Raw genomic sequence first — 13,966 nt, forward strand, 5'->3', positions numbered from 1 at the left:
CTTACTTTTAGCCCAATCTCAAAAATAATATTTTACTTGGGCGGCCAAATAGAAACGAGTAGCCTGAATGTAATACTTTTTCATCTGCTGTTTAGAGACAAGCCGATTGAAAAGCCAACTACTCGATATTTGTAATTTAAAATTATCCCATTTAAAACTTAGTTTTTCGGCGACTTTATCTCACACCAATGACTTTGAAATTTTTTCTCAACAGAAGGCCAACTTGTTTAGACTCGTTTACCAAGCTAGGGACCACATTAAATGTATCGGGCGAAACCATTTATGTTTCGCCCAATATATTTAGTAGAGGTGGAAAAAGTTTAGCTTATTGCCATCGAGATCTCGAAAGTAAGCGGCATAAAATTTCAAGGGACCTCGCTCCCGCGCACCCGGATCTCCATTATTTTCTGCACCGAGCTCAATCGCTTTAGCGTGCCAGCGTTTAATACTTGCTTCATCCGGTGCAGCTAGCGCGATCATCGTACCATTACCAACTGACGCGGCGTTACCATCTGCGGGCTTTGTTATGGAAAATAGCGGACCTCCGTCGGCCCCGGAATATAGAATTGCATCGCCCAAATCTACCGCTCGCTTACCGCCCATTTCTGCAATGAGGGCGTCATAAAAAGCAGCCGACTTTGAAAGATCGTTCGTTCCTATCATTGTGAATGCAAGCATGTTAGTTTCCTTATTATTAAGTTTATAGTGTTTTCGGTGCTTGGTTTATCTTGCAATATTAGGCGTATGTTGATGCACCCTCTGTCGCAGGCTAAGATATTGATACTAGCTGAGAGACACATATTTTTATAAATTCGAAATTAGTTACCCAAAAATGATCCTTCTTGGACTAAACGTTTAATAGTTTGGTGCCAATTTTAGAGTGTATAACTTACGGTTTACCTTAGATACCAGATCATCTCTTTAACCAGGAAAGAATCTTGGACACAAAACCGGCGGGCTCCGCAGCCTTTTCTATAGGTTTTGTCTTTGTCGGGGTGGCGTCTGGCTCTTCAATTAAATGAAAAAAATTGAGCTTGTTACCGTCAAGATCGCGAAAATAGGCGGCATAAAAATTAAGAGGGCCACGCGAACGTGCGCCGGGATCACCACTATTCTCTGCGCCAAGCTCAATTGCTCTAGCGTGCCATCGATCTACGCTCTTTGCATCAGGAGCAGCAAGCGCATACATAGTCCCATTCCCCACCGTTGCGGCGTTACCGTCTGCAGGCTGAGTTATAGAAAAAAGCGGACCTCCGTCAGAACCGGAGTAAAGAATGGCGTCACCAAGATCAACAGCGCGCTGCCCTCCCATTTCGCCGATTAATGCGTCATAAAAAGCAGCAGCTTTTGGTAAATCGTTCGTCCCTAACATGGTAAAGGCAATCATGCTTGATATCCTTGTTGTCGTGTTAGCGCCATGAGCGCTTAATTATGTTTATTATTACACTGAAACACCGGGACATTTGATAGCTGCCACTAAGATCAGGTAGCCTCTCGGCGGACAAGCCAACTCATCATCGCTTACTAACCGGTACCAACCGTCCAGAGCTTGAAGGTGCTATGGGCTAGTATAAACACCCTTTGTCCGACAAGCCAAGACATTAAAGTCAATGGAACTGTCATCATGGACGAATTTACGCGGACTCTATTGCTGCTTAGCGAAGTAGCCGAAGTCCTGCAATTGGATCAGCGAGGGACTCTTATAAATAGAAAACCCTGCGAGGGGCCATCTCACTCTCCCTACACTTAGCCTTGCTGGACTAGTGTTTTCGATTAGCGCAACATTGATTACCTGGAGAAGACTCAACATTAAATTTTGCAAAAAACCTACGAAGCGGCAGAGAATAAATGATAGATTAGTTCAGACTAGGTCAATATAAAACCCTGTGTAGAGGCTCCACATCGACTGAAACCTAGATTGGACCAAGGCCATTAGTTTGAGCCATGATTAACTAATGGCTTATTGAGAAAAGATCTACGTGTAATCGGCCCGTGGAGAAACTCATTTCTGAGGGAATTACGTTTTCGCATCAGCTACTGCGAAAGCATAATTCAACGGACGTAAATCGTTAGTTAAAAAGCTTTTCTGATTTTCATACCGCTTAGACCCGGAGATCTAAGCGGTAAGGTTAATTCAGATTAGCGAGCCATATCTAATTAAAACCGAAATGAGGCAGACACGCGAGCACTTAGCGGTGTACCCGGCTGGACCCAAGTATCTGAGAAAGAATTCGTATAGTACTCCTCATCAAAGAGATTGTTTACTTCCGCGCTCACCTCAAAGGATTCAGTAATATCGTAACTGGCTGCTACACGGACTGTCGTATAACTTGGCAACTTAAATTCCTGATTACTAAAAAATCCATTTCTTTCGTCAACATAAATCATTCCACCAATGAGCCTCAACTCTTTGCCTGAAAGTAACAACCGCTGTACCAGCTGCAGTGTCAATTGATTTTCAGGAACGTTGAGCAGATCTGAGCCCGCCGGCACCTCTGTACCAAAATTTGGGTCGTTGTAAGCGTTTTCAGTCTCAGCATCGATGTAGGCGTAAGACAACCAGAGACTTAAAGAATCCGTGAGGCTACCGTTAAGATCAAACTCGACGCCTTGGCTACTAGCTTCACCGATCGCTGTTGCATTGAAATCCGCATCCACCGTGGATATATTCGACTGATCCACGTCGAACAACGCAAGATTACCTTCTAGGGCGCCGTCGTACAGGGAGAATTTCACGCCAATCTCTGTTGATTCCGATTGATTCGGTTCCAAATCGTTCTCTTTAGTAGCTCCAGATAGGGGACGAAAATTCTCGCCATACACGGCGTAAACGGAAACCTCGTCCGTCACTTTGTAAACGACACCAAACTGTGGACTGACTTGAGTTTCAGAGTACTCCGAACGACTGTCAGATCTGCGATTGTGCAATTCCTGTTCATAGTCGTCAAAACGAGCGCCGATTCTAAGATCCAGATTTTCTGTCAGGCTTATTTGATCTTGAACGTAAATACCGACAGTCTCCTGGGTTTCAACCCTATCAAGATAACCTGCTAATTCAGGTGTCGGTAATGGGTAAGCGCCGTAGACAGGATTGTAGATATTGATACTTTGGTCAGTGGTTCTATCTCTTAAGGCGAATTGGTCATTCTCAAACTCATCGGCGTCTGCTCCAAGGATGACTCGGTGCGTGAAACTTCCGGTTTCAAAACTACCACTCAACTCCGCTCGAAAGACATAGTAGCTTGCATCATAGTCACGGTAGCGACTGAAGCGTCCAAAAGTTCCGTCTTCATCCGGGGCAGCAAAGCCATTTTCAGTCGCATAGCCTTCCAGCGACGTTTCACGATAACTAAATCCTGCCAGAGCGCTCCAGTTGTCATTGAAATCGTGATGGAATTCAATTTGGTGCCCCAGAACGTCGGTTTCTATGGGGCCGTCGCCAGGCTCGCCCAGAAAGCGACTCTCGGGAATAGCACCCAACTCACCATCGATGGCGAGTACGCCGCGGTCGAATGGAATCTCTTGATGACTGTACTCTAGCTCGTAAGTCATTTCGCTTTGCTCATTAAAGCGAATTGCTAGCGACGGACTCAAACCCTGTTTAGTAGTCTCAACGGTATCTCGAAAACTGCCTGCGTCTTCGTAAAAACCTGCGATACGAAAAGCAGTAGCATCAGATAAAGGGGAAGTCCAATCGACATCCGTACGGTAGGTATCAAAACTACCGGCACTCACTTTCACCTCCCCTTCTCTCTCGAACGTGGGTCTCTTTGTGATGAGATTGATCGTGCCTCCCGGCTCACCACGACCGAAAAGTGCTGCGCGAGGGCCTTTTAATACCTCGACAGAGGCTACGCCGGAAAGGTCTCGAGGCCCACCAAATCCTCGACCGGCGTTAAATCCATTGACCAGAAAGTTACTGGGTAGATTCTCATCTCCGACGAATCCTCTGAGAGCAAAGCTATTCCACAAACCGCCAAAATTATTCTGCCGAGCGACCGTTGCCGAGAGGTCCAAAGCCTGGTTCAAATCCACAGCCCCGGCATTTTTCAATGCTTCAGAGTTGATCTCCAGATTAGCCTGAGGTGTTTCCATGGCCGTAAACTGGCCCCGATAAGCCTGACGACTACCAACCACGTCGACGGTTTCGATATCGTCGCTGGATGAATCGTTGGTCTGCGCCATCACAATATTCGTTCCCAATAGTGAAACGGAGCCACAAGCTAACATCATCATATGCGCAAGTATGTTCTTCATTTTTACTCCCCAAGCAAAAAGAAGGCGCCTCTCCCGGCCGCCTTCAATAGAAAACCCACAAAGAATGTTATGTTATAACATGTCAGATAAATGCGCCAGCGGGATAATAAGTGGCCTGGCCTGCAGAGCGGCTTATGTTTCTAAATTATTCCTTTATCTGGAAGTTAGCAGACATTTCCTTTGCATCTTTATAGAACGTTAAAAAATATAAGGCATATATGGCAGGATAAATTAAATAAACTCCTATAATGCAAAGATAGAATATTTTTTTATCTTTCCTATCATTAATTTCTTTTTCATATTCAACGCCGATATTCTTATTGCAGGTCTTCATCCAATAAGGGTATTTTCCGATTTTAAAAAACGGAAATCGGCGCCCATACCATCCAATGGAAATATTTTTTCCTACGCACTCTTGACGCAATTTCTGATATTGATGAGGCATATCTATTTGGTAAATATAATTTCCAAAGGTTGGTAGTAGATGTTCTTTTTCCTCGCTCATCCGTCACTTTTATTTTAACTACAAACCTTCTATGACTTTTCGTTACTACCTCATCTAAAACACCATTTAAAACACTGAGTTGCTCTGCTTTCGGAGGAGATAAAAGATAGTCCCATTGATAAAAAGTATTCGCTAGAACTAGAATTAAGAAAGCTAATAATAGCTTTCCCTTTTTCGATTTCATTATTTCTTTTTGTTTTGGAACATCGTAATACATATACACCAAGATATTGTGGCGTAACTTTTTCTTGGTCTGGGATATTAAATTACTGACACTCATCCCCATTGTGCTATCTACGCCTCAATAATAAAGCCTTTGCTTCGGAGTAATTACGAAGAAATTGATAAATTGAAATTACAATTAATGTGCAAGCAAAAAACAACATGAAATAACCAAATCCTCTAACCCTATCCCTGCGCTCTAGCTCTTTTCCGTAATCAACACTGAGTTCAGGTGTGCACGTTTTTATCCAATACGGATATTTTCCTACCTTAAAAAAGTAGTAGCGGTATTCGTACCAACCCACGGTTATGTTTTTTCCGACACATTCCTCTCTCAATTTTTGATACTGATGAGGCATATCTAATTGATAAACGTGAATTCAACTTCGAAGTGCAACTCTTGAGGAGTTGGTTAGAGGGTAAGCTGCTGTATCATTGACAGTTCCTTCTAACCGCCAAGCAAGAGGAACGCAATGAGTTACGAACAGCTTACCAAGGAAGAACGATACCAGATTCACGCCTACTTGAAAGCAGGCTTCAAGCAATCTCAAATAGCCTTGGAAATGAATCGGGACAAATCCACGATCAGTCGTGAAATTCGCCGCAATACCGGACGGCGTGGCTATCGCCCTCAACAGGCGCAACGATGGGCTGAGGAGCGCCGTCTTGCGAAGGCTTCCAGGCGACTTCAATTCGATACCTGGCAATTCATTGAAATGCTCATTCGTATGGATTGGAGTCCCGAGCAGATTAGCCTTTGGCTCAAAACCGTTTCCGACATTCGTGTGAGTCATGAATGGATCTATCAATATCTTCTCCAGGATAAAGCCTCCGGTGGAGACCTATATACCCACCTGCGTTGCAAGAAAGTCCGTCGTAAACGATATGGCAGCTACAGCCGCCGAGGCCAAATAATTGACCGCGTCAGTATTGATGAGCGCCCTAAAATCGTTGATACCCGCTCGCGAATTGGCGATTGGGAACTCGACACGATCATTGGGAAGGGTCATCAGCAGGCGATTGTTTCTCTGACCGAGCGCCGTACTCGTTTCACCCTCATTCAGAGGGTAGAGCGAAAAACGGCCAAGTGCGTCACGCAAGCTATCATCAACTTGCTTTCGCCATACAGTGACTCTGTTATCACAATGACGTCTGACAATGGCAAAGAATTCGCCGATCACCAAACAATAGCCAGCCAACTTGATGCTGACTTTTACTTTGCTCACCCCTACGCTTCCTGGGAGCGTGGGCTGAACGAAAATACCAACGGCCTGATACGGCAATACATACCGAAAGGCACCGATCTGAAAACAGTCACTCAACAGGAGATCAATCAGATCATGTACAAACTCAATAATCGACCAACAAAATGTCTTGGTATGAAAACACCTAATCAGGTATTTTTAGGAATCAATCCATCGGTTGCACTAGTGAGTTGAATCCAAGAAATATAGTTGCCTAAAGTTGGGAAAATATTTTTATTGCCGTCTTTATCGATTACCAGAATTTTAACCACGAAGCGATTTCTAGCTTTTGTAATAACTTTGGACAATTTCCCTTCAAGAACATGAAGCTCATGAAGCTCTGGAGGCGGCATTAGTAAGTCCCAAGAAATGGTCACGCTAGTCAATGACATCACTATCATTAATATCGTAATTCGTCCTCTTTTTAACTTAAAAAAATCATTTTTTATAGGAGCGTCATAAAACAAATAAACGATAATATTGTGGCGTAGACTTTCTTTAATACAGGGTGCAAAGCTCATAGAAATACGTCTTTGATGAAAGTTGGTATCTTTATAAATTCCTTGATCTGTTTACTAATCAATCAGCTTGTTAACGTTGAAATGCACGCTATTAAGAAAAAAGAAGGCTGCTATATGTTTTGTTGTTTTTACCGCTTTAATCATTTATTTGAAGTCGTCGTCGTTCATTTTAATGCCGTCATTTTTCGATAAGCTCAATTGATTCAAATTAAAAAGACATAAATATAATCAATAATGTCGCTCACGCATGTGTCTTTTCGAATCGAAGTCTACCTTTTCAAGGCAACCCGTTTTCTTCAGCCTAAATTTCACCGTGCTCGGTAAGATTAAAGGGGGTTACTTTGATTTCTGCGGGAAGCTTTGCGCCGTTGTCAGCATGTATTCGCCAATCGTATAGTCGTTTCTATAGTAGACAATTTATACGACTACAGTGGCTCTCTATCTAAGTATAGTCGTCGCCTTAGTGCGTGCTTGAATTGGTTCTACGAACGGAAATGCTATCCTTACGATAGTGGTTCACGCCAACACAATGAAATATATATTTTCTTTTGTTTAACGTAGAAATATATATTTCTTTCAGGTATTCTAGCCTGCATAAATTCATAAAGAGGTTTCAACAGTGCCAAGCTTACTCTCAAAGTATCAAGCGCCTGGCGAGTCGAAAAAAACCCAGTCAATAACTCCGGAATCCGCAGGATGGAGTTATGTCGGGTTTGAAGTTTGTGAGCTCAAGTCGGGAGATTCCTTCAGCGGTCAATGTGGCGACAACGAAGTCTGTTTAGTTCTTATCGCTGGAAAAATGTCGTTAACGTCCAACACGCTTACGCTCAGTGAAGTCGGTGATCGCATGTCCCCTTTCGAGCGGAAAAAACCGTTTGCCGTTTACCTGCCGAATGGTGACCATTATGAGGTTACCGCGTTAACCGATATGGAATTGGCGATCTGCCAAGCACCCGGTAATGGTAACCATGAAGCCCGTTTGATTACTCCCGCTGACATTGACGCGGAAGCCCGAGGCAAAGGTTTTAACCAACGCTACGTGCACAATATTCTGCCTCAGGACAAGCCCGCAGATAGCTTGCTGGTCGTGGAGGTCTATACCGACGAAGGCAACACCAGCTCTTATCCTTCGCACAAGCACGACCAGTCCCGTTCACCAGATGAAACCTATCTGGAAGAAACTTACTACCATCGGATCGATCCACCCCAGGGGTTTGTTTTTCAGCGGGTTTACACCGATGATCGTAGCCTGGATGAATCCATGGCGGTATACGATAAAGACGTTGTGAAAGTACCAAAGGGTTATCACCCGGTAGCAACAGTTGCCGGTTACAGTAGTTATTATCTGAATGTTATGGCGGGCCCGGAGCGGCAATGGTGCTTCAGTTGGGAACAAGACCACAATTGGGTTAATGGTCCTGACTACCCCGCAAAATAGAGTTGTACAACTATTTGATTCCCGTTTAAATAGTTTGCTTGGCGCCTAATAAGGCGCCTTTTTTATGCCTGTTCACTAAGTGTACTTTCTAAACTCTCAAGTCAAAATATCTATTGTTAAAATCCTTTCCAGAGCCAATACCGAGATGTCGTTTGTCCATAGATTAAGAAGCCCTTCTAACGTAATTCAGTATTCTTATAGGTGTAATATTCCGGACTAGAAATGTGAAATAAGAGCTCGATATCTACTTTTTCTGTTTTACTGGCCATAAAAAAAGCCCGGAGAATTTTCCGGGCTTTTTTTATTTCTAACGATACCGCTGTAGATAACAACCGTAATCGAGGCCGCCAGCGCAAGTTACAAATATTCTTTAGGTTTTAATCTTTAGCCATAGAAGTCGGGCTTATCTGGCATACTAACCTGCTCGATAGCTCCACTGGCTTGGGCTTTAACACAAGCGTCACTGGCGACAGCGGCTGCATAACCGTCCCAAGCTGATGGTCCACGCAAAGTACCGCGATTCACGTCGTCAATAAACTCCTGTAACTCGACATCATAGGCATCGATAAAACGCTGACGCCAATCGTCCAGAATTTTCGTACCCAAATTGCCCTTTTGACGCTTCAGCAAACTCTGGGGTTCTGGCAGGTTGGCGACGCCCTCTTCACCGACAACAGAACATTGAATGTCATAGCCGTACTGACAGTTCACAAAAATTTCTACATCGATGCGTACACCTGAAACCGTTTCCAACAAAACAATTTGTGGATCAGCCAGGTTACTGTGACTGTATTTGGTGGTTTTAGGGAAGACAACCTGAGCGGTTTTGTAATCATCCTTTAGCAACCAACGCAACACATCCAGTTCGTGTACCAGGGTATCTTCGATCGCCATTTTAGTGATGTAGTTGGTATCGACTGCTGGGTTTCTGTGGGCACAATGCAACATCAGCACTTCGCCCAGCTCGCCAGCTTCAATAGATTTTTTCAGCAAGCGATAGCCACTGTCGTAGCGGCGCATATAACCGACTTGCACCAACTTACGCCCGGCCTCGATCTCCGCTTCAACAATTCGACGGCAGCCAACGGCGCTGGTCGCCAAGGGCTTTTCGCAGAAAACATACTTACCCGCTTTGATCGCCGCCAGTACGAATTCTTCGTGGGTTGGCCCCCAAGAAGTAACCATAACCGCATCAACATTTGAAGAATTGATCAGGGCGATAGGATCATCAAACACCTCAGCGTCAAGCTTCAGGTCGTCGACCAAAGCTTTTGCCTGGTTAAGATTCACATCATTTACGGCAACCACGGCACCGCCAGTGAGCACGTTGGTAATACGTCTGGAATGATCTTTACCGATCATTCCTGCTCCGATGACACCAAATCGTATAGTCATAGGTTTTTACCTTTATTATGCGCTGTGAATAAGCGACAAGTCAGAGTTGAGTTATTTATTATTCCAATATTTATCGACGTAGCTTTGGATTTCTTCGCGCATAAATTTCGATGACGCTTCCGCTTTTTCTTCCCAGGCAAAAACACAACTGGACAGGACACCGTCAAAGCCAATTTCATGGAGCGTTTTAAAGAAGGTATCCCAATCCAATTCCCCTTCGCCCATATTCAAGTGCTGATGGACACGTGCATTGGAACCGGGAGGATTGACGATATATCTCAATTGTGAAGACGCCTTGTGGTTGAAGGTATCTGCCACACGCGCATGAACCAATTCACCTTCGGTAGCGCGAATAGACGCGGCGAGATCTTCTCCATAGTAATAGGAGTGCGGCGCAATGTAGGACGCTTTAATCGACTTGGAATTGATGGTCTTGATGATATCCATCGCCGGTCCAATTTCTTCCACCCAATCTTCCGGGTGCGGTTCGATACTTAATATCAAACCTTCACGTTCCAGGATAGGAACGAGGACATCCATAGAACGCCAGAAGGCATTTTCGCAGGCCTCCGGCATATGGATACCCTGTGTACAGGCTTGTGAGCGCTCTGGAGATGCTCCCCGTCCGAACTCCGAAATCAGCAACTCACAATCCATTTCTACCGCGACTTCGATACAGCGCTTCCAGTTGTCAATTGCCATTTTCCATTCGTCCTCATAAGGACTTGACCAACGATACATGGGCTGTAACGTCGCCAATTGGCAATCCGCTGACTTCATGGCCTGTTTGAACGCTTTAATTCGAGCAGGAAAGACACGGGGACGTGTCCACCACTGCAAGAAATCCGCGCGCGGTGATAATTCAATATAGTCATATCCCATCTGCTTCACGAAAGCGGGAAGTTGCTCCAAAGAGATATGACGATGCATATAGGGGTCTAACGCAATTTTCATTATTCTGGCGTCCTCAAATTATCTATTTTTATAAAATCATTATAACTGACTACGGATATACTCGATGGACTTGCGAATCTCGTTCACAGGATTCTCCAACGTCCAAAGTCCATCGAAAAACGGTTCAAAGGAGATATAACCCTGGTATCCGTTCGACAAGAGTTGCTTGATTTGAGCGATGGTTCCCAACCAATCCTTCGGGCCGACAAAGACACGGTGGGCGTCGAGCATAGCGTCGGAACTCACGTCATCTTCAACGCCGGAAACATGAACCAGTCCGGTACGCGCTGGGAAGAAGTCCGACTCCTGCCCTCCCACATGGTGGAAGGTATCGTGTACCAATTGGAAGCCATCAGCAGCTCCCACAGCATCTATCGCATCCAAGGCTTCTTGCTTGAGCCGCAGTGAAGACACCGGAAAACCCAGAGGCTCGATTAACCCTTTGAGAGAAAACTCTTCCAAAATTGGTTTGAGACCTGCGAGTGAAGTTCGTAGTTGTTCCAGACGTACCCCGTCATCGCGGGAATGCTCACCAGAATTCAATGGACAACAAACCAGGTTTTCAGCGCCCGCCGCGGCCGCCAATGCGGATAGCTGGCGAGCCTGTTCAACACGGGAATCGTCCCAAACATTAAAGGGATAGAGCGCGTTGATACTAAGAACCCGTATCCCCATCGTTTTCGCTTTTTCGCCTACAACCTTGGCGATATCGAGATTGTTGATACTGTTTTCCCGAACATCATTGCGCAGCTCTACAGCATCAATACCTAATTCCTGGGCCGCATCCAATAGCTGCATTGGCGACAAGGCGGGACAGGCCATATGGTTTAGAGCGAATCTTAATGTGGCAGATGACATAAAAGGCAGATCTCATTATTTTTTGAATCATCGAGGCAACGCAATCGTTTAACGATTCGTGCTTCTCTTCTGTTGCCATTTGGCCGGCTACCGCGATTAGCACAATACCTTGGTAAAATGCCTTACTCCATTGTCGGCATACTGAACTCGCCGCCGCTGCGAACACCTGTTGGCCAACGAGAGGTGACGGTTTTCAGTTTGGTATAAAACCGTACGCCTTCAGGTCCGTGCATATGGTGGTCGCCAAACAGTGAAGCCTTCCAGCCACCAAAACTGTGGAATGCCATGGGCACTGGAATGGGAACGTTAACTCCGACCATACCCGCCTGAACTTGATTGACAAACGTCCGAGCGGAATCACCATCGCGGGTGAAGATCGCGGTACCGTTTCCGAACTCATGGGTATTCACCAGTTCCAGCGCCTCGGCAAACGTTTGTACACGCATCATGCAGAGTACAGGTCCAAAGATTTCTTCCAGATAAATGGACATGTCGCGTTTGACGTGATCAAACAAGGTGCCACCGGTAAAGAAGCCGTTTTCAAAACCTTCGCGATCCATACTAAACTGACGCCCGTCGACGACGAGTTCCGCCCCCTCTTTCACGCCCGCATCGACATAGCCAGTAACACGATCCATATGCTGCTGGGTGACTAACGGACCCATTTCCGCAGCGGGATCGGTTCCTGGAGCAACCACCATGGTTTTCAGACGTTCAACGAGACGCTCGCGCAGCTGATTGGCTATTTCATCTCCAATGGTAACCACTACAGAAATCGCCATACAGCGCTCACCGGCGGATCCGTACGCCGCCCCCATCAAAGCATCGACGGTTTTATCTAGATCCGCATCCGGCATCACGATCATATGGTTCTTGGCGCCGCCCAGCGCTTGCACACGCTTGCCGTAATGAGCGCCGGTTTCATAAATGTATTTCGCAATGGGCGTTGAACCAACAAAGCTCACGGCTTTCACATCGGGGTGTGCCAGCAAGGTATCAACAGCGACTTTATCGCCTTGTACAATGTTGAAAACACCTTCAGGAAATCCCGCTTCGGCGATCAGCTCGGCGAAATACAAAGACGCAGAGGGATCGCGCTCGGAAGGTTTCAATACAAAGGTGTTACCACAAGCAAGAGCGACGGGAAACATCCACATAGGCACCATCGCTGGGAAGTTAAATGGTGTGATACCAGCAACGACGCCGAGCGGCTGACGCAGCGAGTGGCTATCGATGGCAGAGGCAATATTTTCAGAAACTTCACCTTTCAACAGGTGCGGCCCGCCACAGGCAAACTCGACCACTTCCAGTCCACGGGTGACCTCCCCCAAGGCATCCGAATGGACCTTACCATGCTCCATGGTAATCAGCTCAGCCAATTTGTCGGCATTTTTTTCCAACAACCCTAAAAAGCGATTCATGATTCGCGAACGCTTTAATGGACTTAAGGCTGCCCACTTTGGAAAAGCAGCCTGGGCTGCTGCGACTACCTGGTCAACCTCTGCGGCTGAAGACAAAGCAACCTGAGCGATCTGCTTGCCTGTGGCGGGATTATAAACCGGTGTGTAACGCTCCTCGCTGGAGCAAACGATTTCATTATTGACGAAGTTACCGAGAGTCTTCACTGAGTTTTCTCCTTTCGAGAAAGTGTCATTATTGTTTACTGTAACAAGCCCGCTTCGCGAGCCATTTGCTGAAGGTTGTCATAACCAAGCTGTGCGTATTTCATTGGTTCTGCGATCGCGGGGTCTTGCTCTGCTTCGACCACCAGCCAGCCCTGGTAATTCACTTCCCTTAACGCGGCAAACACGGCGGGATAGTCGACGCAACCGTCTCCGGGGACGGTAAAAATCCCATCTAACATCGCATCCAAAAAACTCTTATTACAATTAATGGCTTCATCCATCACGCTCTTGCGAATGTCCTTACAATGTACGTGATTAATGCGATTACCCCAGCGGCGTGCTACCGCAACCGGATCACCACCGGCATAGGTCAGATGTCCTGAGTCCAGCAACAAACCAACACTGTCATCGGTGTAGGTCATCAGGGAGTCAACTTCTGCTTCGGATTGAATGATCGTGCCCATATGATGGTGATAAGCCAGTTGCACCCCTTGGGATAAGGTATATTCGGCAAAACGATTCAGTTTCGCTGCGTAGGCTTTCCATTGTTCTGAGGCGATTGGCGTTCGATGTAAAACCGGCATCGACTGGTTCCCATGAACACATCCGGTAACATCACAATACACCATGACCTGGCAACCCAATGTCCTCAACAGATGAAGATGTTCCTGTACCGAGTCGATTTCAAACTCGACACTATTTTCGTACAGGGAACCTGAGTACCAACCCGAAACCAACTCTAAACTGTGTTGTTCCAAAATGGGTTGTAACTGCTCCGGCGACCGAGGAAATTTATGGCCCAGCTCAAAACCGGCATAGCCTGCCCGGCGCCCCTCGGTAAGACAGGTTTCCAAAGGCGTCTCATCACCGAGGGTATACAAATCATCGTTTGTCCACGTGAGTGGATTGATTCCCAACTTTACCGTTGACATAACCTGGTCCAAATA

General features: G+C 45.9%; 12 protein-coding genes. 2 read left to right on the forward strand and 10 right to left on the reverse strand.

The features are described 5' to 3' along the window. Window positions 1-300: 300 nt before the first annotated feature. The 4 genes from ACXAFR_RS26315 to ACXAFR_RS26330 all read right to left on the reverse strand — a co-directional run bounded on the left by ACXAFR_RS26315 (window position 301) and on the right by ACXAFR_RS26330 (window position 5,042). The gene (locus ACXAFR_RS26315; RefSeq protein WP_475182902.1) at window positions 301-678 is read right to left on the reverse strand and encodes a VOC family protein; all 378 of its coding nucleotides are present in this window, start codon (window positions 676-678) and stop codon (window positions 301-303) included. 235 nt (window positions 679-913) lie between these two features. Next, window positions 914-1,387 (reverse strand): VOC family protein, encoded by a 474-nt coding sequence (locus ACXAFR_RS26320; protein WP_475182905.1) that lies wholly within the window; start codon window positions 1,385-1,387, stop codon window positions 914-916. A 770-nt stretch (window positions 1,388-2,157) separates the two neighbouring features. After that, a complete protein-coding gene (locus ACXAFR_RS26325) occupies window positions 2,158-4,257 on the reverse strand; it encodes a TonB-dependent siderophore receptor (RefSeq protein WP_475182907.1) in 2,100 nt (699 codons plus the stop codon). Window positions 4,258-4,613: 356 nt separating this feature from the next. After that, window positions 4,614-5,042, reverse strand: coding sequence for a hypothetical protein (locus ACXAFR_RS26330; RefSeq protein WP_475182908.1), 429 nt, complete (start codon window positions 5,040-5,042; stop codon window positions 4,614-4,616). 415 nt (window positions 5,043-5,457) lie between these two features. Between ACXAFR_RS26330 and ACXAFR_RS26335 the strand changes: the two genes are divergently transcribed. After that, entirely contained in the window at window positions 5,458-6,423 is a 966-nt protein-coding gene (locus ACXAFR_RS26335; protein WP_475182909.1) for an IS30 family transposase, read from the forward strand. Here the strand turns inward: ACXAFR_RS26335 and ACXAFR_RS26340 are convergent. Beyond that, on the reverse strand, window positions 6,378-6,749 hold the full coding sequence (locus ACXAFR_RS26340; RefSeq protein ID WP_475182911.1) for a hypothetical protein: 372 nt from the start codon (window positions 6,747-6,749) through the stop codon (window positions 6,378-6,380). The two genes, ACXAFR_RS26335 and ACXAFR_RS26340, sit on opposite strands and share 46 nt — an antisense overlap. 619 nt (window positions 6,750-7,368) lie before the next feature. On the opposite strand from ACXAFR_RS26340, the gene iolB reads away from it, so the two are divergent. Next, entirely contained in the window at window positions 7,369-8,187 is an 819-nt protein-coding gene (iolB, locus tag ACXAFR_RS26345; RefSeq protein WP_475182913.1) for a 5-deoxy-glucuronate isomerase, read from the forward strand. 384 nt (window positions 8,188-8,571) lie between these two features. Here iolB and iolG read toward each other — a convergent pair whose 3' ends face one another. The 5 genes from iolG to iolE all read right to left on the reverse strand — a co-directional run bounded on the left by iolG (window position 8,572) and on the right by iolE (window position 13,951). Next, complete coding sequence (gene iolG, locus ACXAFR_RS26350; protein ID WP_475182914.1) at window positions 8,572-9,582, reverse strand: bifunctional inositol 2-dehydrogenase/D-chiro-inositol 1-dehydrogenase; 1,011 nt, start codon at window positions 9,580-9,582, stop codon at window positions 8,572-8,574. 51 nt (window positions 9,583-9,633) lie between these two features. Continuing rightward, window positions 9,634-10,536 carry a sugar phosphate isomerase/epimerase family protein gene (locus tag ACXAFR_RS26355; RefSeq protein ID WP_475182916.1) on the reverse strand — a complete coding sequence of 301 codons (903 nt, stop codon included), beginning with the start codon at window positions 10,534-10,536 and terminating at the stop codon, window positions 9,634-9,636. Between the two features lie 39 nt (window positions 10,537-10,575). Beyond that, window positions 10,576-11,394, reverse strand: coding sequence for a TIM barrel protein (locus tag ACXAFR_RS26360; protein ID WP_475182918.1), 819 nt, complete (start codon window positions 11,392-11,394; stop codon window positions 10,576-10,578). 122 nt (window positions 11,395-11,516) lie between these two features. Then, window positions 11,517-13,019 (reverse strand): CoA-acylating methylmalonate-semialdehyde dehydrogenase, encoded by a 1,503-nt coding sequence (locus ACXAFR_RS26365; protein ID WP_475182920.1) that lies wholly within the window; start codon window positions 13,017-13,019, stop codon window positions 11,517-11,519. A 35-nt stretch (window positions 13,020-13,054) separates the two neighbouring features. Next, window positions 13,055-13,951, reverse strand: coding sequence for a myo-inosose-2 dehydratase (iolE, locus tag ACXAFR_RS26370; RefSeq protein WP_475182922.1), 897 nt, complete (start codon window positions 13,949-13,951; stop codon window positions 13,055-13,057). Window positions 13,952-13,966: the final 15 nt, after the last annotated feature.

This window comes from Pseudomaricurvus sp. ABR4_320, from assembly GCF_056159445.1.

Coding starts and splice junctions, on each gene's coding strand:
- ACXAFR_RS26315 (WP_475182902.1), bottom strand. CDS start 678: ATGCTTGCATTCACAATGATAGGAACGAACGATCTTTCAAAGTCGGCT.
- ACXAFR_RS26320 (WP_475182905.1), bottom strand. CDS start 1,387: ATGATTGCCTTTACCATGTTAGGGACGAACGATTTACCAAAAGCTGCT.
- ACXAFR_RS26325 (WP_475182907.1), bottom strand. CDS start 4,257: ATGAAGAACATACTTGCGCATATGATGATGTTAGCTTGTGGCTCCGTT.
- ACXAFR_RS26330 (WP_475182908.1), bottom strand. CDS start 5,042: ATGAGTGTCAGTAATTTAATATCCCAGACCAAGAAAAAGTTACGCCAC.
- ACXAFR_RS26335 (WP_475182909.1), top strand. CDS start 5,458: ATGAGTTACGAACAGCTTACCAAGGAAGAACGATACCAGATTCACGCC.
- ACXAFR_RS26340 (WP_475182911.1), bottom strand. CDS start 6,749: ATGAGCTTTGCACCCTGTATTAAAGAAAGTCTACGCCACAATATTATC.
- iolG (WP_475182914.1), bottom strand. CDS start 9,582: ATGACTATACGATTTGGTGTCATCGGAGCAGGAATGATCGGTAAAGAT.
- ACXAFR_RS26355 (WP_475182916.1), bottom strand. CDS start 10,536: ATGAAAATTGCGTTAGACCCCTATATGCATCGTCATATCTCTTTGGAG.
- ACXAFR_RS26360 (WP_475182918.1), bottom strand. CDS start 11,394: ATGTCATCTGCCACATTAAGATTCGCTCTAAACCATATGGCCTGTCCC.
- iolE (WP_475182922.1), bottom strand. CDS start 13,951: ATGTCAACGGTAAAGTTGGGAATCAATCCACTCACGTGGACAAACGAT.